General features: G+C 46.8%; 21 protein-coding genes. 4 read left to right on the forward strand and 17 right to left on the reverse strand.

The annotated features are described in order from the left end of the window. Positions 1 to 54: 54 nt before the first annotated feature. From Q0V21_RS16220 to Q0V21_RS16265, 10 genes are all read right to left on the reverse strand, one after another. Positions 55 to 1845 (reverse strand): hypothetical protein, encoded by a 1791-nt coding sequence (locus Q0V21_RS16220; RefSeq protein WP_301879700.1) that lies wholly within the window; start codon positions 1843 to 1845, stop codon positions 55 to 57. Between the two features lie 25 nt (positions 1846 to 1870). Then, positions 1871 to 2002, reverse strand: coding sequence for a hypothetical protein (locus Q0V21_RS16225; RefSeq protein WP_301879810.1), 132 nt, complete (start codon positions 2000 to 2002; stop codon positions 1871 to 1873). A 26-nt stretch (positions 2003 to 2028) separates the two neighbouring features. Further along, complete coding sequence (locus Q0V21_RS16230; protein ID WP_053783415.1) at positions 2029 to 2463, reverse strand: phage tail assembly chaperone; 435 nt, start codon at positions 2461 to 2463, stop codon at positions 2029 to 2031. Positions 2464 to 2646: 183 nt separating this feature from the next. Continuing rightward, positions 2647 to 3054 carry a phage tail tube protein gene (locus tag Q0V21_RS16235; RefSeq protein ID WP_062323853.1) on the reverse strand — a complete coding sequence of 136 codons (408 nt, stop codon included), beginning with the start codon at positions 3052 to 3054 and terminating at the stop codon, positions 2647 to 2649. Positions 3055 to 3148: 94 nt separating this feature from the next. Further along, entirely contained in the window at positions 3149 to 4612 is a 1464-nt protein-coding gene (locus Q0V21_RS16240; protein WP_301879701.1) for a phage tail sheath family protein, read from the reverse strand. Further along, the gene (locus Q0V21_RS16245) at positions 4612 to 4812 is read right to left on the reverse strand and encodes a YqzN/YkzM domain-containing protein (protein WP_301879702.1); all 201 of its coding nucleotides are present in this window, start codon (positions 4810 to 4812) and stop codon (positions 4612 to 4614) included. The genes Q0V21_RS16240 and Q0V21_RS16245 overlap by 1 nt, the downstream gene beginning before the upstream one ends. A gap of 164 nt (positions 4813 to 4976) precedes the next feature. Further along, a complete protein-coding gene (locus Q0V21_RS16250; protein WP_301879703.1) occupies positions 4977 to 5942 on the reverse strand; it encodes a hypothetical protein in 966 nt (321 codons plus the stop codon). Positions 5943 to 6267: 325 nt separating this feature from the next. Next, entirely contained in the window at positions 6268 to 6627 is a 360-nt protein-coding gene (locus Q0V21_RS16255; protein ID WP_301879704.1) for a hypothetical protein, read from the reverse strand. Between the two features lie 53 nt (positions 6628 to 6680). After that, positions 6681 to 7742, reverse strand: coding sequence for a matrixin family metalloprotease (locus Q0V21_RS16260; protein ID WP_301879705.1), 1062 nt, complete (start codon positions 7740 to 7742; stop codon positions 6681 to 6683). Positions 7743 to 8074: 332 nt separating this feature from the next. Further along, positions 8075 to 9928: a DUF4127 family protein gene (locus Q0V21_RS16265; protein ID WP_301879706.1), complete on the reverse strand. Its 1854-nt coding sequence runs from the start codon at positions 9926 to 9928 to the stop codon at positions 8075 to 8077. A gap of 353 nt (positions 9929 to 10281) precedes the next feature. Here Q0V21_RS16265 and Q0V21_RS16270 point away from each other — a divergent pair, with 353 nt between their 5' ends. Next, positions 10282 to 10764, forward strand: coding sequence for a hypothetical protein (locus tag Q0V21_RS16270; RefSeq protein ID WP_301879707.1), 483 nt, complete (start codon positions 10282 to 10284; stop codon positions 10762 to 10764). 56 nt (positions 10765 to 10820) lie between these two features. Here Q0V21_RS16270 and Q0V21_RS16275 read toward each other — a convergent pair whose 3' ends face one another. The 7 genes from Q0V21_RS16275 to Q0V21_RS16305 all read right to left on the reverse strand — a co-directional run bounded on the left by Q0V21_RS16275 (position 10821) and on the right by Q0V21_RS16305 (position 16829). Beyond that, entirely contained in the window at positions 10821 to 11774 is a 954-nt protein-coding gene (locus tag Q0V21_RS16275; protein WP_301879708.1) for a hypothetical protein, read from the reverse strand. A 144-nt stretch (positions 11775 to 11918) separates the two neighbouring features. Further along, positions 11919 to 12554 carry a VOC family protein gene (locus Q0V21_RS16280; protein ID WP_301879709.1) on the reverse strand — a complete coding sequence of 212 codons (636 nt, stop codon included), beginning with the start codon at positions 12552 to 12554 and terminating at the stop codon, positions 11919 to 11921. Further along, entirely contained in the window at positions 12551 to 13021 is a 471-nt protein-coding gene (locus Q0V21_RS16285) for a VOC family protein (RefSeq protein ID WP_301879710.1), read from the reverse strand. Before Q0V21_RS16285 ends, Q0V21_RS16280 begins: the two co-directional genes overlap by 4 nt. 61 nt (positions 13022 to 13082) lie before the next feature. Continuing rightward, the gene (locus tag Q0V21_RS16290; RefSeq protein WP_079350992.1) at positions 13083 to 13658 is read right to left on the reverse strand and encodes an NADPH-dependent FMN reductase; all 576 of its coding nucleotides are present in this window, start codon (positions 13656 to 13658) and stop codon (positions 13083 to 13085) included. Between the two features lie 180 nt (positions 13659 to 13838). Further along, entirely contained in the window at positions 13839 to 14561 is a 723-nt protein-coding gene (locus Q0V21_RS16295) for a response regulator (protein WP_301879711.1), read from the reverse strand. Positions 14562 to 14579: 18 nt separating this feature from the next. Next, on the reverse strand, positions 14580 to 16250 hold the full coding sequence (locus Q0V21_RS16300; protein ID WP_301879712.1) for a GAF domain-containing sensor histidine kinase: 1671 nt from the start codon (positions 16248 to 16250) through the stop codon (positions 14580 to 14582). A gap of 96 nt (positions 16251 to 16346) precedes the next feature. Continuing rightward, positions 16347 to 16829, reverse strand: a complete 483-nt coding sequence (locus Q0V21_RS16305) for an ArpU family phage packaging/lysis transcriptional regulator (RefSeq protein ID WP_053783401.1) — start codon at positions 16827 to 16829, stop codon at positions 16347 to 16349. An 870-nt stretch (positions 16830 to 17699) separates the two neighbouring features. On the opposite strand from Q0V21_RS16305, the gene Q0V21_RS16310 reads away from it, so the two are divergent. The 3 genes from Q0V21_RS16310 to Q0V21_RS16320 all read left to right on the forward strand — a co-directional run bounded on the left by Q0V21_RS16310 (position 17700) and on the right by Q0V21_RS16320 (position 20584). Further along, complete coding sequence (locus tag Q0V21_RS16310; protein ID WP_301879713.1) at positions 17700 to 18143, forward strand: helix-turn-helix domain-containing protein; 444 nt, start codon at positions 17700 to 17702, stop codon at positions 18141 to 18143. A gap of 42 nt (positions 18144 to 18185) precedes the next feature. Beyond that, complete coding sequence (locus Q0V21_RS16315) at positions 18186 to 18593, forward strand: ImmA/IrrE family metallo-endopeptidase (protein ID WP_285077937.1); 408 nt, start codon at positions 18186 to 18188, stop codon at positions 18591 to 18593. Between the two features lie 191 nt (positions 18594 to 18784). Continuing rightward, complete coding sequence (locus Q0V21_RS16320) at positions 18785 to 20584, forward strand: 5'-nucleotidase C-terminal domain-containing protein (protein WP_301879714.1); 1800 nt, start codon at positions 18785 to 18787, stop codon at positions 20582 to 20584. The last annotated feature ends 292 nt before the right edge of the window (positions 20585 to 20876 follow it).

Consider the following 20876-nt stretch of genomic DNA (forward strand, 5'->3'; position numbering starts at 1 on the left):
TTTGATACCTTCCACATTATCTTTAAATACAGTCATGACAGGCCTCCTTTCTGCTTAGGCCATAATCGTTTTTCGATTTTCCATCGCACGGCGCACTTCCCCTGCAAATCTCATGCCAACCTGATGTGAGATCGCATCGTAGTCGATGGCGTTCTCCCGGACAGTCACCTGCACAGCACCTTGTGGTACGTTTACGGAGATCTGGTTGGTCGTCTCGGTTCTAAAATCCTTCAAGTAACCGGACAGACTACTCATCTGGTCTTCTGATATTTGTACCGTCATCGTGGACGATTTCCCATTGGCATTCGTCTGAGCTACATTACCTAGACCCATGGCTTGTGTCTGCATCACGCTTGTTCCCATGAATGCAGCAGACGTAGGTTGGCCTCCCTTGCTGTTCAAGTACGCAACTGGCCCCGTTGTTGTTAGCGCAGGTGGCACATATGGAGGCGGCATCATGGGAACCGTAGCTACTTGAGTTGGGGTAGCAACCGTTGTTGCCGATACGGTCTTGTCCTCCTTCTTCGAGCCAAAACCGAAGAAACTGGATATGCCATCGGTTATGTTTTTCGTTTTCTCAGAGACATAATCCGCTGCACCCGACAATGCATTACCCACACCCTCGGTAGCGTTGGACATAAATTTTCCAATATCCTTGGATTTGTCCCCGATCCAGCCGCCTGCTGCACTGCCAGCCCAACCGCCTACTGCACCACCAACCCAAGTTCCTATGCCAGGCAAAAGAACACTGCCGATGGCGCTGCCAATCGCCGTACCTGCTGTGCCGCCAATCATGGAACCCACAGCTCGACCACGCTCCTCAGGAGGTGCAGTTGCAACATTCGCTACATCAGCGAGCATGCTGATTGGTCCAAGCAATTTCCCGGCTCCCTTAGCAAGCCCTCCACTCAGTTTGCCGAACATCCCATTGCCTGAGAAGAGCTTAGATATTGGTGAACCTGAGGGTACATTTGCGCTAATGCCAAGTCGATTCGGATTCATTTTTTGATCAAAATCCATTTTCAGCTTTTTCTCTTCTGCTGAAGAGATGTTGGTTATAATCTTTTTCGCAGGATCGGAAACAGGCGTTTTTACAGTTCCAGTCGAACGTTCTTGGTAGGACCTGGAACCGCTCTTGTAAGGACCTTTTTTCCCACTTTCAGAATTCGCAATACTCTTAGCCTTAGTGATGCTTCCTGTACTTTTAGCTTTGCCGCCTTTCGCTCCCCCCCTTGAGAGTCTTCCCACCAAACTGCCACCAGAACAGCAGCAGCATTGGGAGACAGAGCCGGAACTCCCCTTGGACTTTCCAAATAAATTTTTTAATTTGCCAATCAAGTCTGTCGCATTATTTAGCGGATCAAGAAAATCATTAGTTTTCTGCGCCATTTCGCGAATCCAACTAATCTCTTCTTCTTTCGCAGTGTTGTTGACCGTATTATTGTTACTCCCAATATTCAATGCCAACGAAGGTCCACTCGCCGGATTCATTTTTCCCATCGCCACTTCAACCTTCTGCCGAACCTCCACTGACACAGTCCCAGAAGCCTTTACCACCTGGTCCCTGAAGCTGTTCAGTTTCACTAGCGCGCGATCAAGTGCCGGACTAAGTTGGTCATCCAATCCAATCTTCGGCGTGATCCGCAACCTACTTAATCGCACAGCCGTGCTATAAATGCTTTCCAACCTGCGCCCGGTTGTTCTCAGCTCATTGTTCACTTTAATCAGACTCTGATAGCGAACTCTGCCCAGCCGTTCCGTAGAACGCTGAATCTGATCCAGATAGCGGATGGTCGTCCGCATTTCCGCATTGGATTTGGACAAACCTACAATCATTTCTGCCATTTCTTTCACCTCCTGCCCTTTCTAATTATCGATTCATTTGCGAGGTGATCGCTGCCATTTCCTCTTCCGAGAAAGCAATCAACAGCGAACGTTCCCCGCGTGGCAAAGACCAGAATTCTCCGGGCCGTAGATGATGACGGACCCACATGTGATACAAGAACGTGGTCATCCCGCCGGAGTGAATCAGTTTTTTAGGTCTTCAATCTCCACACCGAAGCCAGACAGCTCCAGCACCTTGTCGCCAACGGCATCTAGTTCACCCGCGAGCAGCATGCGACGAACCGCTTGTTCCCCACCGGACAGCTTCATGCGTCCGGTAATACGGTTGTCTCCCCAACCGGACAATTCGAGTCCGCGCACATTCATTTTCACTGTGGCTTCGGAGATCAGCAGCGCATTAAACGTTTCAGTATCCACCTTTTCCTCGGTGCGGCCTTTGACCGTTTTCCGAATCGTACAGCGCTCACGGATCTGATCCACTTTGGAGGACGTTAATCCACGCAGGGTCAGCAGCAGGTCCAGACGTTGAATGCGTACATTCTCTTCCGGCAAACGTTCCGCCGCTTCAAACAACTGATCCAAAATTTGTTCTTCAGACATATTCTCATTCATACTCATGGGGTGCGATCTCCTTCTCATTTCACAATTGGGTTATTACATCTCCATACAGGGACAACAAAGAGACCGAGAATTTCTCGGCCTGCATATGTTATCCCACTTCTGTTAAGTTTCGTAGCTAATATGCTTGATCAGACAAGCTTCGTTACGAGGTCTTTCCGAAGTTCGAAGTCATTCCAATCCTTAGTTCGCCACAATCGGATTCAGCAGTTCAAACCCTTCAAACGTAAATCCTGTTTCCTCCGGAACTTCCTCACCAGCTGTCCAGTTAGCGAGCTGGATTTTGTCCACCATGCAACCTTTCAGCAGGACACTCTCATGTCCGTAAGACTCGGGATCGTTCAGCTTGGAGATAATCTGGAACTTGGTGAAGCCGCGCTGGATCATATCCGAAGTGACTTTGTAACCCGTCATCGTACCTGTTCCTTTTTTCGCACCATTCTTGTGTACTTTCCAGTCGTTGCCAACTAGATTCAGCTCACGCTTCTCAATTTCAACGCTGGCCTCCAGCTTATTAATATTCGTCTGCCACACACCATCGATATGCAGCTGACCATGGGTACCGAGAATTACTCTTGACGCATCCAACATGACAATTCCTCCTTGAAATTAGAAAATATCGTATATAACATCTATCCAACGAATCAGCGTTTCGTTTAAAACACCCTATCCTTCTACACAAACCTTATTGCACGTAAAACGTACCAAACAACTGCTCCATCACATCCGTCAGTTTCACATTCCATTGCAGGAATACCTGATCTGCCTCCGGCTTGAGAATCGGTGCAGCACCATAATACGCCGGATCGAGAACGACATCGTATCCCTCAGCTTCAATGACATTGCTCTGTGCGAGCAGGGCCAGATAGGCTTTCATCGCTCCAATTAGTGCCTGACGTCCTTCTTCCGTATTGTTCACTTTGCCGATATACGTATCTTCAGCAGAACGCTGCAAGTCCGTATTAATCGCATCCATAACACGAATGGAACGAATTTTTTTCCAGGCATTATTCTGTCCTGCAGCAGGGGTTACAAGTGTATTCACTCCACGAAGCGCCTTCACCTGGCGTCCATCATGGAAGAAAATAAATACGCCGTTCTGTACCGCCTGCTCCTGCTCTGCACGCGTCCAGCGGCGTGTTACGTCATCGAACGGAGAAGGTGCGTATGTTGTGGATTCATTCAGACGTTGTCCGGCAATCAGACCCGCGACATAAGCAGACGTTTCCGCCGAACTGTAGAACGCATCTCCCAATCGCACACCCGTACCAACATTGATTACGCCTTCGTGATTCAACGTAAGTGAACGTGCAGAAGCCTTCTGTGCAGCTGTTGCGGAAGTATCGTCCGCCGTGGTGCCGCCGAATACAGCCATCACAGGTTTACCCTCACTGCGTACACGTTTGACCCAAGCCGCAAAGCTCGCCAGCAAAGGTGCATCCGCCGCATGATCCAGTGCCAACACGTCAAATTGCTCACCTTCCAGCGCGCCCTGTACAGCAATATACTCTGCATTGGTCAGACCATCGTTGCCACTTGCGCCACCTTTGAACGCAGCTCCAGCAACGGTTGCCACGACACCTGCACCCTCACCAATCGCCTGAGCGTTAATCCAAATGTTGCTTTCATCCGCATTGATCTCTTTCGCCAGCGACGCTGCCGAAATATCCGCAGTCAGCAGTGCATACAGCATCCGGTTGCCTTCAAACAGACGAACCTCATGCTTCGTATTATCAATTACACCCGGCTGAATCGTGACGTAGAATCCGTTACCCCGGTCACCCGGATACTTCGCGTCCAGTTGCAGAACGGCTGCATCACTGCTGTCTTTCAGCGTAAGCGCGGCTGCTTTTGCTGTTGCTCCGGCCACCCGATAAGCGAGCAGATTTTTCGGTCCACCCAGCAGGGCGAGCTTCAAGGAAGTATAAGCTGTCCCGTTATCCAGGGCATGTGCCGAGAAAATACGTTCAATCGCAGCTTCACTGCCGACTTCTACAAAAGTGCCTACCGGACCCCAGTTTGCCTTAATCGGCACAACAACTGTTCCGCGATTACCAGCTTGAATGGCGGAAGATGCCGCCGCCTGAAAATTCATATATAAGCCCGGAAGTACCGGACGATTCATTTGCTCCCAAGTTCCGCCTGCCATTATTCCTTCACCTTCGCTTTCATAAATTGGTTGATACGTTCCTGTGCTTCTTCAATGGAAAACGTCTCTTGCGCTGCTTCGTACAGCGCACCGTACAGCACCTCTGCCTTAATGGCAAAGAGGGCTTCAGCATGATTCATCAGCTCGGCCCGCGTATATTGCGGGACAGCCTGTTTGCTTTTTTTCACGGAGCTTGCCATGGCCATCTCACCTCATTGTTTGACTACTGAATTCGTGGAACCTGATCTTGCACTATCATTTTGACCTATGAATTTTTGTCCCTATGAACCTATGAATTTGAAGCTAAAGCTATGATATTATCTCTCTCATCTGGAACCCATCTACAGTTCCTCTCGACTAACGTTTACTGTATCCCCTTGCTATGGTGAATCTCGCGGATCAATGGTGCATCCGTTCCTGGACGGCGAATACGCTGCTGCAGCGTCAGACGAATCTGCCCGTTCAAGTAGGCGTCTGCCTGCAAGTCGGCAGAAACTTCATCCACCGTCACATATCGCGTATCGCCTGTATCCGTCAAAGCAATCCGGGTCTGCACAGCCAGTTGTTCAACCAGATGTGTGACCGTTTGACGGACATCTCCTACATTCGCAGCCAACACATGCCCAATCCATTGCTTCCGAATCTCCAACGCCGAAGTCCCCGCCGCTGTTGTACTGCATCCCGTCAATCGCCACAGTATGGACTTGGTCGCATAATCTCCAGGCCAAACATCCCCATATATGGACCATTCCTGTCCGAGCTGAGTTCGTGTCCAACCTTGAAGTGCAGCCATCCACGAATCTGCTATTTCACTCTGAGCGTGTTCCACTGTTTCCGGAGCATACACCCCAAATCGCAGGCTGCGCGTAACCAGTCCAGAACTGGCGTCCACACGATCACAATCCGAAGAACCCAGGTAGATACAGGTAAATGCCCCGCCTTCTTCATCCTCCAGCCTGACCTGGTGCAGTCCTTCCATCAGCAATGAGGACCATGCCTCCACTTGTTCTGCGCCTCCATCTTCGGAGCGTGCATATGGAGAGATTTTGATGATCCTCCTATACCCCGCCCAAGCAGACTTCGGTACTTCTTCGGCAAAAGCAATTACGGCACAGGGTCCAGTCAACACTTCTCCCGGCGCAGGTACATCCAGTACTCTGCCATTCCATGCCGGAACAAGAGCCGCCAGCTTCTGCTTCAACGTTCGCCTGATGACGTTACTCAGTTGCCCTGTATTGGCTGTGTTGTTCAGCCCACTACTTATAGACACATTCATTTCGCCCCCTTCAGCTGCAAGTTTGCGTTCTGCTCCACACAGTGCAGCGACCATGTAGCAGTGATGAACTCCCCCTTTAACCGATCTGTTATAGGAAAAAGGGACTCATCGCCAGTACGTCTCTGTACTTGCGTTTCTCCATCGAATCGGAAGCTGGACACCATTCACCGCATCAAAAAGACCGGCCCCTTGTGGCCGGTCTGTACATTAGCGTATGTGCTTTCGGTGTGTGTCCTTTGCTATTGATCCGATAATACAATCTTACACCCTTTCATCCCTAGCGCCGATGGTGATTCGTACGACTTCGGTGCGATTAAGGTTGTAACTGGGGTGGAAAAAAGACGAAAATTTAGCTGAAGCATAAGATGTCTTATTAACATTAGTTTATTTCTTTGTATTTGGTATTATAGGCAATGAGGTATTCTTCTGTAGAGTCCTCTACTGCAATCATATCTGTACTGTTTTCGTTTTTGATTTTAAATAGTTTTGTACCTACTTTGTAGGTGTTGGAACTTATAACGTTCCCATCACCGTGATCTCTCTCATTGGTCGAGGATACCTCTATTTCACCTATTTGTTCAGCTAGTTCCTCCTCTGAGATGATGTCATTGCTTGTAAAATAGACTTCTTCCTTTAGGTTTATCATTTTATCTGAAGGGAAACTTTCTCTGGATGAAGAGCACCCAATCAAAAGTAAAATCAATGAAACGATCAGTATGAGTAGTAATTTTCTTTTCATATTACCTCCATGTATAGACTAGATCCCCTATTAGATGGCTTTGACTTTTTCTTTTAATTAGTGGAAGTGGAAGTTGAAACTTCATCAAAAGTAACTAAACGATTATCGTATAGGTTTTTAAACGAATTGTCACCCGTTTTAAATGATTGTACACCCTGTTTAATAAAGATACTTTCATCCTCATTAATAGGAATGTATACATTATCATCGATCTTTTTTAGATACAACAATACTTCTGTACCTTCTTGGAGTTCGGTAGAATTCTCATGGTAAATAATAGACGTATCTGTTTCTCCGCCAATTTGTCGTAGATTAATTAAATCTCCTTTTGAACCTTCTCCTTTGATGACATTTTCTATAGCTACCTCCGATTGGTGAAATGCTTCTTCGTTTTCACCATCATTTTTAATGAGAGGACTAAGTTTGTTTTTAACAATCCCACTCACAATAAGATCTGCATCATATGCACGAGCTTCGAGTGTGCTATAGCCAATAGCCCAGGAATAATGATTTATTTTCAAATCTTTTTGTGTGATTTGAGCCTTTTGAAGAACATTTTCGGGAACATCTAGCACAGGTTCATCACTCTGAGCTTTAGCAAAGTTATTATCATAAAGAACATTAATGGTATTTATGTCCCATGAAGTTGGTGACTTGTTTGGACGCCCGTCTACTAAAGCTCCAGAAGAATTACGTTCAAATGTATTTGGAGTCATAACTGTAGGATTACCAAATGGAGCATGATCCAACCCAAGAGCATGACCAAATTCATGAGTTGCGATACCCTCTACATTGTCTGTATTGTAATGACTTTGCGTTGTGTAGTATGTATTAACCCATGTTTTCATAGTGGAATAGTTTCCAGTTATAATACTAAATGTCCATTCCGCACGTCCATCCCAAGTAACGCCACTGTCAGATTTATTGCCCGCAGTAAATTTAGAATTCGTACCAGCTTTTAGAAAGACATCAGTAGATAAGTTCCGTTCATCTCTAGCATTTGTCCATATGTTTATGTAGAAATTATTAAAACCATTGTTTTGATAAGTTATATTTCTGCTTCCCCAAGAGTAACCAGTTACTGGAGTCGCATAAGCTTGTATGTTACTAAACAATAATCCTCCTAAGCCTCATAATAACGCTTTCTTAATATGTTTCATAGAACCACTCTTCTGTTATTGGATTTTTTTTCCACAAAAAACTATAACCTTGAATATACAAAAGGGTCAACAGAATACAGACAAAATAGCACTTTTATACTAATTTTTCCCTGGTGGAAGTTTAGTAGAAAAGTGCTAATCTTTAATCAATTATTGAATTGAACAAAAATAAATTGAATTAATTCCTGAATATACTGATCATTTTCATACAAAAGATAGCATCCTAATCTTTCTTTATGGATGCTCGCCACATTCCACTTCCTAAAACACAAATTAAAAAATATAGCTTATTTCAGCGAAACCTTGGGATTCAACGTAATCTCAAACGCACGTCCCCAGATGAAATCGGGGTTCGCATATTCCAGCAGTGCGCTGCAGTACTCCGCATAGACTGGTTCGCCATTACAGATTTGTTTGATCGCCACATTCCCTTGGGCAAAAGCCGGTTTTCCCGCTAGTGTCGCTGTATGGGTCTGCATCAGATCCCGCAGCAGCGTCTGCAGATGAGCGTAATCCTCCTCGGAGTTGAAGAGTGACATGTTCTGATCTGCAAGGGTTGCCACATTGGTATACAGCGCATGCGCTCTCGAATACGTCCGAATATCTGCAATCGCTACAGCTTTATAATAGTAATCTTTCAGGAAGCGTTTGAACAACAATGACCCCTGTGCATTCATGGCATCTCGCAACGTGTGGGCATGTGTTTCAGTTGTAATCAAAGCAAAGCGCGATTGTCCCATACCCACAGCCATACCGATTTTGTTCCCCGGTGTATTCCATGCACTGTAACCCAGAACCCGACCCGTATACGGACTGCTTAGGAGTGCTTCGGCTACATCGACGTTGGCTGGACCTTTACCTACAAAATCAATCAACACCGAAGGAAGACCCTTCTCACTATTACTCGTCAATTGAGCCACAGCCGAATGCACCTGATCCAGCGCCGTAATGGCAATAATCTCAATGTCCACAGGCCTTTTACCCGGTGTTCCTGGATGACAGTTCGTCATGCGATCCAGCTCAGACGCCATGTCAAACGAAGCCGCTTCATCGGCAGATGTAGCATTCGTCAATTCATTTCCATTTTCCACATCGGAAGTTGTATCCGTTGCCACATCAGGCTCTGGATAAGCGGAATCCGCTACAACCACACCACCTACAATATCTACATGGCGCACCACATTTTTGTGCAGATCCATATATTCGTAGGCATTGATAATCGTTGAACCATGAGGGCCGAAATATTTTACCGCATAACGTGTCTTCGCCCCACCGCGAAGCAATTGATTCGCCATGCGTGCCACCAGAGCGTGACCCAGGCCGTCAGCATCCGGAAGAATAATCGCCCGATCCGGATTTTGTCCATCCGTCCCACCAAGCCATTCATTTATCCGAGCTTCCACATAATTGATCTCATTAATCTGAACGCCTTGCGTATTCGCATCGTCGACTCCTACGGCGAGGAAATCAATATATCCTTTGCGAGCAAGCTGATCCAGAATGTATAGATTTGTTTTGAATTTATGTTGTCTGGTGTTGTAGTACTGTTCTTTATTAAAATACGTCGTTTCCCCATATTCCGTAGACTCTGGAGAAAGGTTATACCCATTCACAATATCCTCGAATGCCGTAAAGGACTGCCGTGGCTGCTGCATCAATGCACGAGATTCGTTGTAAGCATCCAATGCGAGACCATCTGCAAATGAAGTGGTAGCGAGTCGCATAATGGTATCCATCACATACACCGGTTTGCGCGGATATTTCTTTTTAATGGCTTTAATCACATCGAGCAAACGGGTTGTGTTCTGATCGTAATCAGGATTTGTGCCTCCTCCATCCTCACGAAGCTGACGACTGCCAATCAGACCACCATATGCCAGCATATCCGACGAGATAATGAATCCATCGACTTTGGCAGCATGCTTCAGAATAAAATCATGAATGTTGGACGGTTTACCATACGTAGGCGTAGACGTTCCAAGTAAGGTTGTGCCTTCGACCGTTTTCTTGGAATCCAGACGATTTTGAATGTCACCCAGGTGCGGTGTAATGATATGGATACCGGCTGCTTTTCCTTGTACAACGACGTCATCCAGATTCGCTGGACGATCATCCAGTGGAACATACAATACTGTTTTCATATCCTAAAACCTCCTGTTAGATATATTCAATCTTTATTTAGTACCCGATCAGAGCAAGTGTGCACTCACCGCATAAAAAAACGGCCCCCCAGGCCGGTCTGTACATTAGCGTATGTGCTTATCGGGATGTGTCACTTGCTATTGATCCGATAATACAATCTTACATGTTTACATTGGTCGCGCTGACGGTTATCCGTATGGATTACGTCTATTTGTTGTAGCCATCATGGCGGTTAAACGTCGGTTTCTTGCAGAGGCTTCTGTCGGATAACCCAACAAATTCATTCCTGATGCTGTTTATATGATAAAAGTTGCCTTTTAAACTTTATTTACAGTAAAGGATGGATACGATCATGAAAAAAAAGCTCTGGTTCTATCTGTGTATCGCTGTCACCAGTTATATGGCTGGCCCCGTTATGTATGCTTTGACAATGTACACCTTTTATCAAGAAACAGCTGTTGTAACTTCATCACTCATTGGATGGACCGCTGCCACATTCTCATCCGTTGGTATCCTGTTTATCCTGGTCACAGTCATTCTGCTCCGAGTGCTCCACATCTATTATTTCTGGCTGCAAACCCTGCTATTTGAGTTACTTTTCCTTGTGCTCGTCTATATGACCACTGTTCTTCTTGGAGCTGGTAACACAGGTCTGCCCTCGCTGTCCTTTCCATTTACGCCCGAAGGCATTCCCTTGTGGATGTTCTGGGGCAGTATTGCACTTATGAGTTCCTGGGGAATATGGACAGCGCGTCAGCCCGTCCGAAAATCACCATACATGCTGGTATCCAGAGTCATTCTGATCCTGTTTATTCTTGAAATTTGGCTCCTTTAAAAAGATAAAAGGAGCACAGCCATCTCAGGCAATGCTCTCTTAAATGTATGTTTTTCTCACGCAATAATATAGCGGAAGTTTTCCCAGCTTTCCGGAACTGAATTTCCGTTTCTGGCATGATGGTAGAAGCTGAATGGAAATTTGAACAGATGACCTCCATGCCAATCGTGGGAACGTCTGTCGGTCAGCCAGTATTCCAGTTCATGGGGCAGTGCAACAGAACGTTCTGCACGGATCAATGGCAGTCGATCGACTGGACATTGCAGCGTTGGCATCTCCTGCTCAACGTCCACATCCCGGCTCAGTCGCAAAGCCTTGACCATCTTCAGGAATGGTGGAATGCCCTTGTGGAACAAGGTCGGATAATCCAGTTCATATAATATGTTAAGCGCATGCCCATAGGTCAGCATATGGCCGATCAGATCATGATGCGCTTCCGCGTGATAGATCGTGCGGAACGCTCCAAGCTCATCCAGAATTAGACGGGACAATTGTTCAGGGCTTTCAACTTCAGGAAATCCGTCTGCATCATCTACTTTTAAGCCGCGAATTTCTTTCACAGTCGTGTTCATCCATGATCTGCCTGGAATGGTTCGTTCAAAAGAATCAATAAGTGCAACCAGCTGATTCAAGTCGTGGTCCGAGCCCCAACCATCCAGTTCCCGAATGGCTTTCAGGCTAAGGGCACCGTAGATGACCTGATGGCCAACCCAATGCAGCTCTCCGATCGTTCGATCCAGCGCTGCCGTAATACGCGCTTCGGCCTCTTCCCTTGGCAAAACATCTCCCCTCTGGGAGGTCAAACCATCGTTCAATCCATGCTGGCGAAGCATCGCTTTCGCTTCAGCCGTAACACTGCCCGCTGCAAGGGCAGTGAGACGATTTTCCCGCACCCAAAAATAAGCCGCAATAGCTCCCGCCCCATAATGGGCGTGCCACAAATCTCCTGTACGCTCCCGACTGGACACCATAATATCCAGCCCTTCCTCCAACAAACGTCGATCCAACATGCCACCACCCTTCTATCGATGCCAATTCTGAAACACAAACGACCATAGACCGTTTTTTTAGCAAAACACTCCTTTTAAAGCGTTTACTTCTATAAGATGATTCAAAGGGTGCACATATGACCGTTTTGCCCGCTGCTTCCCATATTAACCAATCCGAAGCTTTCCCACTTCACGGATGGCCACTTCAAATGGATACATCTGTGCTTGTTGCTCCGAAAAGAACCAGACACGTTCCTTCTTCACCACAATAAACAGTCCGTTCACATCCCCTACAGGGGCAAAGGTATCACTAGCTTCACCCCATCGCTTCACCCCCATCTGCTCAAGTTCATCCACCGTGGAAAGCACATCTTCCGTAACTAACCCCACCTCACACACCTGCAGCAGATCCTGCTTCGAAAAGGGATGGTCACTCTCGTTATGAACGGTATGATGAGCAATCAGCTCCAGAATGTTACCGGCAGGATCTTCGAAATAGAGCGAATTCGAGTTCCAATTGGTTGAATAGGTCTCATCCTTACCTTCATACCTACTTAGATGGACACGTGCCGCTGCCCACGCTTTGGCCTCTTCAAAACGATTCTTCGGAATCATCCAGGCAACGTGATAAAAGGGTTCCTGTTCCGTTCCATTCTCAGCGAATATCATCTTCGTCAAACCGACTCGAATCGTAAATGAATGCTCGGACTCCTCCAGCAACTCCAATCCCAGAGTATCCACATAAAATGGTTGAATGTCTTCCAGTCGTGCTGTATATAATTTGACTTCTTCAAAAATCATGCCGTGTCCTCCTTCACCCGACCGTGCATCTTCTCCCACTCACTCCATGGCACCATGCCGAGTTCAGGCTGCGCTTCATCCGGGAGCATCGATATGAATTCCAGAGAATGACCATCCGGATCGGTAAAATACACGGACACCGCAGGCATCCACCCAAATACATACAACTCGCCAATATCATCGTCCAGAAAGTTACGCGTCTTGATCCCTTTATCCTCCAGGTAAGTGACAGCTTGTTTCATGTCCTCCAACGATACCTGAAAAGCAAAATGCTGCCGCTGCACCTCGGAGGGGTCCTTTTGCCACAGTCCGAGCATCGCGTTGCCTTCACCACCAATCCAGTAAAAGGAGTTGCCACGTTCCTTCTGCCCATAGGCATACCGTAATCCAACCATTTGTTCATAAAAATGATGCGATCTCTCCAAATCCGTTACGTTCAGATGCGTCTCAAATATGCCTTTAATCATGATGAAAACCTCTTTTCTCTCTTTATCTGTGGTTAGCATCCCGCTACTCTACTTCCCTCTCTTAACTCCCGGAGGATTTCCGTACTGAAGTTAACGTCTCGGCAAGGTGCAAAAATGAACCAAGCACGCGTTTGATCCGGTCTTCAATGTCCTGACTGCCTTCAAACTCTTCGTATCCGTCAAACGTTGCCTCAAACCGTCTCCGCTGCGCACCACCAATGGAAATCCACTCCTGTGCGTTAATCCCGTGCAAATTGCGAATGATCGCCTGCAGCTGCAAAAGCGAACTTACCCCAACAGCTCCTCCTGCTGAGCTGATGGACAATACTGGTTTACCACTGAAATGAGCCTGGCTCAGGTGATCCAATGCATTCTTGAGCACACCGCTTATGCTGCCGTGATACTCTGGTGTAGACAGAATAATGGCATCTGCCGCGAGCATACGTGTGTTCAGGTCGGCGAGGTTCTGATCATCGTTCTGTTTCTCATCCGGTGCATAGAATGGAAGCGGTCTTTGATACAAATCAAACAGGCTGGCTTCATGTCCCTGACCACTGATTACCTCCACGGCATATTCCCCTAAACGTGTGCTGGTTGCATTTTTCCGATTACTGCCTGCCAAAATCAAGATATTCATCTATGTCACTCTCCTACGTTTTAATAGTCGTCCCTACGCTGCGTTATAAATTTCGTTACTCTCATCTTACCGTGCTTCTGTCTCCGAATCGTCAGCAGATAGACTTAACTTCCAGCACAAAAAAACTCAACCTTTGGGTTGAGTTTCTACGACTTTAGTCTGAGAATATTGGAAGATGGATCAGACAACCCAGCCATTTCTTACAGCATGAAGCGCAGCTTGGGTCCGGTCTGCCAGTCCTAATTTGTCCAAAAGATGACTGACATGGGTTTTCACCGTTTTCTCGGTTATGATCAGCTTTATGGCAATCTCTTTATTACTCAATCCTTGTGCGATCAGTCCCAGCACCTCTCGTTCCCGCCGGGTGAGCATGTCCGGTCCATCAGAAGTTTCTATCCCTACCCCATCCCGCTCTTGTTCTGGAGGCCGAGTGGACGTAAGGGGATTGGCACGTCCATGTGCTTCATTCATCGGAAGCTCAGACGAAGCCATCACATGCATTAATTGACCCGCTGCCGCAGGATGCAATTCTACCTGACCTGCGTGCACATTGCGGATGGCAACGGCAAGATCCTCTGGCTCAATGTCTTTGAGCAGATAGCCCTTCACTCCTGCGCGTACGGCTGGTACCACATGGTCCTGATCCGAGAAAGAGGTAAGTACGATGATACGGATTCCAGGTAAAAGCGCACGAAGCCTTCTCGCCGTCTCGATCCCGTCAAGCACTGGCATATGCAGATCCATTAACACCACATCCGGATGCAGCTGTTCTGCCTGTTCCAGTGCTTCCTGTCCGTTCGAGGCTTCTCCGACGACTTCCATATCTGGCTGTGTGGACAAAAATACGTGCAACCCGCGTCTTACCATTGCATGATCGTCAGCGAGTAAAATCGTAATCGGCATCTCTTCATCCCCCTGACTTTATACAGATTCGGACGGGAGTGGAATGACTACCGTTACCGATGTTCCCTTACGGGATGAACTTACAAGTTCTAGTCTGCCACCCAGCGATTGCGCCCGTTCCCTCATGATGGACAGACCAAGTGAACTGGCAGGCAAGGCCTCACGCCTTTTGGCTCCACCTTTGCCCCGATCTGTAACGATGAATATCGCTTCCTGATCGCTTAGCTGGAGGGATATCTCAGCGGAAGTAACTCCCGCATGTTTACGTACATTATTGAGCGCTTCCTGTCCAATACGCCATAGTCCTTCCTCAATACTTTGAGGCAAGGACCGCATACCCGTCCGGTGTACAACGACTTGCAACCCCTGTCCTGTACCATACTCCTGCAAAGCACTGAGCAGACCAGACTCCAAACCTGCCGGGCGAAGCTGCATAATCAAGGCACGCATCTCCTTCAAGGCTTCCTGTGACAAGGTACGTATATCCTTCATTGCTTCCGCGGCCGGATGCAGCTGTAGTGATCCGGATAACATGCTCTCTGCACCTTTAGCTGTCAGGGACAGGGAGAACAAAATTTGATTCACCGAATCATGCAAATCCCTTGCCAGCCGATTTCGTTCCTCCAGTCGGGTTAATTCCCGGCGTTTGTAAACCAGTCTCAGACTTTCCCACGAGGCTGTTATATGTTCAGCGAGTGCATCGAGAACCTCACGATCTGCCTGAAGGAAACCATTGGAAGAACCCAAGCCAACCACCAGTATTGCCGTTTCGCCAGGAGAGCTTAACGGGATAGGAGCAGCCAGGCCCGAGGCCAAAACGGACATAGGGAGCAGAGTATTGCAAAGTGCTGAAACTTCTTGAATCTCCATTGCCGCCAATACCGTCGCACGATGAGAATCAATCACTCGATGCATGCGACTCTCCCCCTGTAGAGAAAGTTGAGAACGTGTCAGCATCTCGAACTTGCCAAGAATATGGGCAGCTTGTACCATAAAACTTCCGTTCTTCTGCGATAACAGTGCAACAAAAGGCCAGTCATAATGCTGCCCGAGCAGCTGTACAACCTTCTTCGCCATGTCGTCTGAATTGCTGCACTCGTTCACTGCCAGGCCCAGCGATCTGCTGTACTCTCCCAGCCTGGCATACAGATCCGCCCGCCTTTGCTCCGCGCTGTATAATCGCATCCGCTCCATCGCACTGCCGATCTGATAAGCTACAGCCTGCAAAAGTGCCAGCTCACTATCACTAAAATGCTCTTTGCCCGGAGCAGCCACATTCAGCAATCCCAGCATCTTCTCCCCTGAGCGGAGCGGGACCGTCGCATGATGGGTGATGTCATGGGTATCTCCCCATTGATGTTCAACCGCATCCTCCAGACGTTTGCAATTAATAATATTTACAGCATTATCCAATCTCCCGTCACGGAAGCGATTCACGCACCAGCAAGACCCGCAGCGCATCGGTTCCTTGTCATGATGCATCAGTGCAGGAGGAAGACGGTGATCAGCAATACAGACGTATTCTCCCTGAGTATCAATCAGGAACACCCAGCCCGCAGTCAATCCTGTCAGTTCCAACAGTTTGCCGAGCACCGTATCCAGCATCAAATTCAGGTCGTTAGAAGTGTTGAGCGTTTCCGCGATCGTCTTCAGTGTGTACATCTCCTGCATTCCGGCTTGTTCCGTCATGCGGATTCCTCTCCTTTGACTGATCCTTAGTGTTGTTTTTCAATTATTGTATACAATCAGCGAAGGATATAAAAGGATGAACTTCTGGCTTAACATCTAACCCAGCTTCTGTCGTTCTTTACGAGATGCAGATAAAGGCTCCATATTGATCAGACCGCGGTCCGACAGAGCCAGCGCCATTTTATAGAAAGCACGTGTCCGAATCTTCGTATACGTATCCTTGCTGACAGGCGGATCAAACACATGGTTATACACTTTATAGTCAAATACATCGTCATCCTTCAGATAACGTTCGCTGACAAGTACACGTTCCTTCTCGCTCAGTCGAGAGACAACAAAATCAATCGTATCGCAGTAAGCCTGACGTGCGCGCTGCACATCCACATTATAGATTGCCGTTCTGGCGGTGGAATCCCCGGTCACATTCGTTGCACCATGGAAACGCTCAGCGTAACTCGCCGTCACCATCACCTCTCGTTCTTCAAAAGCAATCGTTTTATAAATCCGGTATTTTTCCAGCGCGGCTTCTACGGCAGTCTGTGTTTTGCGTCGGTCCAATTCGGGCAGCATCAGTTCCATATTCATTCTCCTCCTTTAACATTCGTTATAGAATGAAAGTCTAGTAGCCTCGCATGTTCGACTCCGATGACAGAAAAATCTTACGATCGCTGTTATCCCCAGATTTTTTTGATTATATTTTCTAATGTAAAAATCCAGTGATAAATGCGAACGCTTCGCTTCTCCAGCTTTTTTCTGTCCTCTTCGTTTTGCGTAACTTAAAGTTCATTCTATAAAAATTAAACTCGCATTCATCTCATCTTTATTAGGGTTATCCAGTTCTCTGAAATAGTAACGGCATTTTTCAATTTTTCCTGTTGCCTTTTGGAATCAATTTAAGCCAGCTATGAAGCAGGAATAATTCATTTTCCCGATCACTCAACTTGTCTCCAATTTACATTTTGTTCGTATTTTGTTCGTATTTCTATTTGAGGATACCACTTTCTGGGGATCGGCGTAAACCTTCATTTTGGGTCGTTTTAACTATAAAATAAAAGCCGCGCTCTCATTTCCTTTACCTTTTGGCATAATTGTTTCATATCCCTTTACCTAATGGTATATATACGATATAGTACAGATAATTAAAGATCCTCGTATAAGTCATTTGATTTTTATTAAGAAGCTACCGAGAATTGTCCTGCGTCGTGTTTAGGTACGTATCACGAGCAAACGTAGTGAAGGAGACGGAATCGATTCTGAAGAAGCGAAGCGTTCGCCTTTATCACCGGATTTCTCCCTTTTAGGAAAGGGAAACAAAGAAATCTGGGGATAACAGCGATCGAAAGAACGATCCGAATCCGGAACGGGCTTAGAGTGCGCATCTACCTCCCCCGTCCAACTGTCTTCTTAATAATTGTTAACATACTTGTACGAATCAAAGGAGTGGCATGAATGGTGGAGCACGCTTTTGGTCCTTATCTGAAACAACTGCGCGAGCAACAGGGATACAGCATCAATCAACTCGCCGAAGCAGCAGGAATCAGCAACTCGCAAATTTCACGCATTGAGAATGGGGTTCGCGGTGTTCCCAAGCCCGCCACCATCCGCAAAATCTCTGACGCGCTTTCGGTTCCTTACGCAGATATGATGAAGCAGGCCGGGTATCTGGAAGTCTCAAATACAGCAATCGAGTTGCAGGCTCCGGAATGGGCAACGTACAAGGACCGTCGGGACTTCAAAAGGATGCTGGAGGACGAGGATGATCTGATGTTTGACGGCATCCCGCTGGATGATGAGGACAAGAAACGAATCAAGGATGTCCTGACAGGTCTGTTCTGGGAAGCCAAGCAGATGAACAAACGCAAAAAAACGAATGATCCGGACGAGCGCCCATGAAGCATTTCAAGCTGAATAAACTAAAGCAGCAGGTGAGATGATATGGATGACATTGTAACAAAGCTGATTCGAAAACACCGGACCAACTGCCCTTTCAGCATTGCCAGAGCCATTGGAATACAGATCCGGTTCACCAATCTGGGCAAGTCTACCAAAGGACTGTATTTCCGAAAGCTCCGTCGCAGATTTATCGTCATTCACAATGATTTACCGCCGGAATGGCAGCGTTTCGTGTGTGCCCATGAGCTTGGACATGACCGATTACACAAAGGCATAAACCGGTTCTTTCTGGAGGAACACTCCTATTTTGCACCAGGCAAGCTGGAAAGACAGGCCAATCGTTTTGCCATACAGCTTCTCACTTCCGGATTAAGGCCTGAGCCGGATGAATCACTGGAGAAATTTTGTTTACGTACAGGACTGCCACGTGAAGTGCAGCATTTTTTTTAGTCTTCCTAAGAACATACGTTCCTTATAAGTCAATTCATCTCTTAATCTTCCACTATTAAAATCAGATGTCACTTTCAGGTTACCTATTTTTACACAAATCTCGAGATTTCCTAATAATAGTCTGGTAAAATACAACATGAGTTGTGCAAACGCTCACGAGATTATTATTTTTTGGGGGGTTACTGATTCATATGAAAATCTGGAAGACTTACGTTTCACTTGTGCTAACGCTCTGTCTGTTATTTGGCAGTGTAGGCTTCGCCTCTGCTGCAACAGATACGACTTCGGGCACAGGTAAGCACATTACTATTCTACATACGAATGACATGCACGCACGCGCAGTTGAGTCCTCACCTGCGATGGGTTTCGCCAAGGTTGCTGGAATTGCGGACAAATACCGTAGCGAAAACCCAAACACCCTTCTGCTGGATGCCGGAGATGCAGTGCATGGTACAACCTTTGCTACGCTCGTTAACGGTGAGAGCATTGTCAAAGTCATGAACGAAATGGGCTATCAGGCCATCGTTCCGGGCAACCATGAATTCAACTACGGTTCCAAGCGTTTGCTTGAACTGGCGGATATGATGAATTTTCCAATGATCAGTGCCAATGTGAAGAAAAAAGACGGTACTCGTCTGTTTGAACCTTATCTTATTAAAGAAGTAGATGGCGTGAAGATTGGTATTATCGCCCTCTCCACACCGGAAACGATGTACAAAACGAACCCGAAAAATATGGAAGGTCTGGACATTACAGACCCATCTGCGGAAGCTAAAGTGCTCGTAAACGAAATTCGCAGCAAAGTCGATGTTGTTGTGGTATTGGGACACCTTGGACAAGACGCGTCCAGCACCGATACTAGCCTCAAAGTTGTGAAAGAAGTGCCTGGCATTGATGTATTCATCGATGGTCATAGCCATACGGTTCTGCAGGATGGACTTGTATCCGATAACGGAACACTGATCGCCAGCGCCGGTGAGTATACTAACTTTGTAGGTGTTATCGACCTGTGGGTTGACGGCGGTAAAGTAACCAAAAAACAAGCAACATTGATTGATGAAACCGAAGCAAAAGACATCAAACCGAATGAGAAAGTAGCCGCATTGGTGAATTCCATTCAGAAAGAACAAGAGCCTATTCTGAAAGAAGAAGTAGCCAATACAGCGATTCTGCTGGACGGCAAACGTGAACAAGTACGTGCAGGTGAAACTAACCTGGGTGACCTGCTGGCAGATGCCATCCGTGACGTCAGCAAAGCTGATATCGCACTCACAAACGGTGGCGGTATTCGTTCTTCCATTGAAAAAGGTATCGTAACCAAAGGTGATGTTATCACAGTACTTCCTTTTGGTAATCAGGTTGTAACGCTTGAAGTAAAAGGCTCTGATGTACTTGCAGCCCTTGAAAACGGTGTAGGATCTTATCCGGAACCAAGCGGTGGATTCCCGCAAGTATCCGGCATGACATTCAGCATTGATTCTTCCGCTGCAAAAGGCAGCCGTGTACATTCCGTCATGATCGGCGATAAAGCCCTTGACCCGAAAGCAACGTATACGCTGGCTACAAATGATTTCACTGCTGTTGGTGGTGACGAGTACACCATGTTCGCAAAATACGCAACGTCAGGCATGTACGGTGCTATGGATGAAGCATTGATCGGATACATGCAAAAACTGGGCGCTGTTGATATCAAAACAGACGGCCGAATCAAGGAAGCAAAAGCTCCTGCGGTTCAACCGGAAGCTCCAGTAACCGAAACACCAGCACCAACTACACCGAAACCAGAGACACCAAAACCAGAAACACCGTCGAAACCGACACCAAGCAAACCAGCTCCAGCCAAAGTGCATGTTGTTAAATCCGGAGATTCCCTGTACTCCATCTCCAAACAATACGGTACAACTTGGCAAGCTCTGCAAAAGCTGAATAAAATCAAAAATCCACACTGGATCTATCCAGGTCAACAATTGAAACTGCCTGCAGCCTCTTAAGATTATCAGAGAAAAACAGCTCGAACCGATGATCTCCAGGATGCGACAGAATCAGAAATAGTTGTAGCCATCAATCCATTCCAAAGAAAGGGTGTCCCTCAAGCCATAACCGGCTGATGGACACCCTTTTCTAATTTACAAATTACTTCACCCATGGTTAATCTGCTGAGTTGTACAATTCATGTCTACGTGAATATAGCTTTGCTGCAAAAATAAATCTCTTGATTCACTTTGAGAAATCACTTCATCCCTTGTCCCCAATCATGGACTATAGAAGAAATCTCTATAATTG

The sequence above is a fragment of the Paenibacillus sp. 11B genome (genome assembly GCF_030487755.1).
In the GTDB taxonomy this organism is placed as follows: domain Bacteria; phylum Bacillota; class Bacilli; order Paenibacillales; family Paenibacillaceae; genus Paenibacillus; species Paenibacillus vandeheii.

Bases quoted from the DNA above. Each gene is read 5' to 3' on its own strand.
- Q0V21_RS16280 (WP_301879709.1), bottom strand. From the start codon at position 12,554: ATGATTTTTGAAGAAGTCAAATTATATACAGCACGACTGGAAGACATT.
- Q0V21_RS16230 (WP_053783415.1), bottom strand. From the start codon at position 2,463: ATGAGTATGAATGAGAATATGTCTGAAGAACAAATTTTGGATCAGTTG.
- Q0V21_RS16270 (WP_301879707.1), top strand. From the start codon at position 10,282: ATGAAAAAAAAGCTCTGGTTCTATCTGTGTATCGCTGTCACCAGTTAT.
- Q0V21_RS16240 (WP_301879701.1), bottom strand. From the start codon at position 4,612: ATGGCAGGCGGAACTTGGGAGCAAATGAATCGTCCGGTACTTCCGGGC.
- Q0V21_RS16275 (WP_301879708.1), bottom strand. From the start codon at position 11,774: ATGTTGGATCGACGTTTGTTGGAGGAAGGGCTGGATATTATGGTGTCC.
- Q0V21_RS16220 (WP_301879700.1), bottom strand. From the start codon at position 1,845: ATGGCAGAAATGATTGTAGGTTTGTCCAAATCCAATGCGGAAATGCGG.
- Q0V21_RS16295 (WP_301879711.1), bottom strand. From the start codon at position 14,561: ATGCCGATTACGATTTTACTCGCTGACGATCATGCAATGGTAAGACGC.
- Q0V21_RS16300 (WP_301879712.1), bottom strand. From the start codon at position 16,250: ATGACGGAACAAGCCGGAATGCAGGAGATGTACACACTGAAGACGATC.
- Q0V21_RS16235 (WP_062323853.1), bottom strand. From the start codon at position 3,054: ATGTTGGATGCGTCAAGAGTAATTCTCGGTACCCATGGTCAGCTGCAT.
- Q0V21_RS16320 (WP_301879714.1), top strand. From the start codon at position 18,785: ATGAAAATCTGGAAGACTTACGTTTCACTTGTGCTAACGCTCTGTCTG.
- Q0V21_RS16250 (WP_301879703.1), bottom strand. From the start codon at position 5,942: ATGGTCGCTGCACTGTGTGGAGCAGAACGCAAACTTGCAGCTGAAGGG.
- Q0V21_RS16305 (WP_053783401.1), bottom strand. From the start codon at position 16,829: ATGGAACTGATGCTGCCCGAATTGGACCGACGCAAAACACAGACTGCC.
- Q0V21_RS16245 (WP_301879702.1), bottom strand. From the start codon at position 4,812: ATGGCAAGCTCCGTGAAAAAAAGCAAACAGGCTGTCCCGCAATATACG.
- Q0V21_RS16255 (WP_301879704.1), bottom strand. From the start codon at position 6,627: ATGAAAAGAAAATTACTACTCATACTGATCGTTTCATTGATTTTACTT.
- Q0V21_RS16285 (WP_301879710.1), bottom strand. From the start codon at position 13,021: ATGATTAAAGGCATATTTGAGACGCATCTGAACGTAACGGATTTGGAG.
- Q0V21_RS16310 (WP_301879713.1), top strand. From the start codon at position 17,700: ATGGTGGAGCACGCTTTTGGTCCTTATCTGAAACAACTGCGCGAGCAA.
- Q0V21_RS16290 (WP_079350992.1), bottom strand. From the start codon at position 13,658: ATGAATATCTTGATTTTGGCAGGCAGTAATCGGAAAAATGCAACCAGC.
- Q0V21_RS16265 (WP_301879706.1), bottom strand. From the start codon at position 9,928: ATGAAAACAGTATTGTATGTTCCACTGGATGATCGTCCAGCGAATCTG.
- Q0V21_RS16315 (WP_285077937.1), top strand. From the start codon at position 18,186: ATGGATGACATTGTAACAAAGCTGATTCGAAAACACCGGACCAACTGC.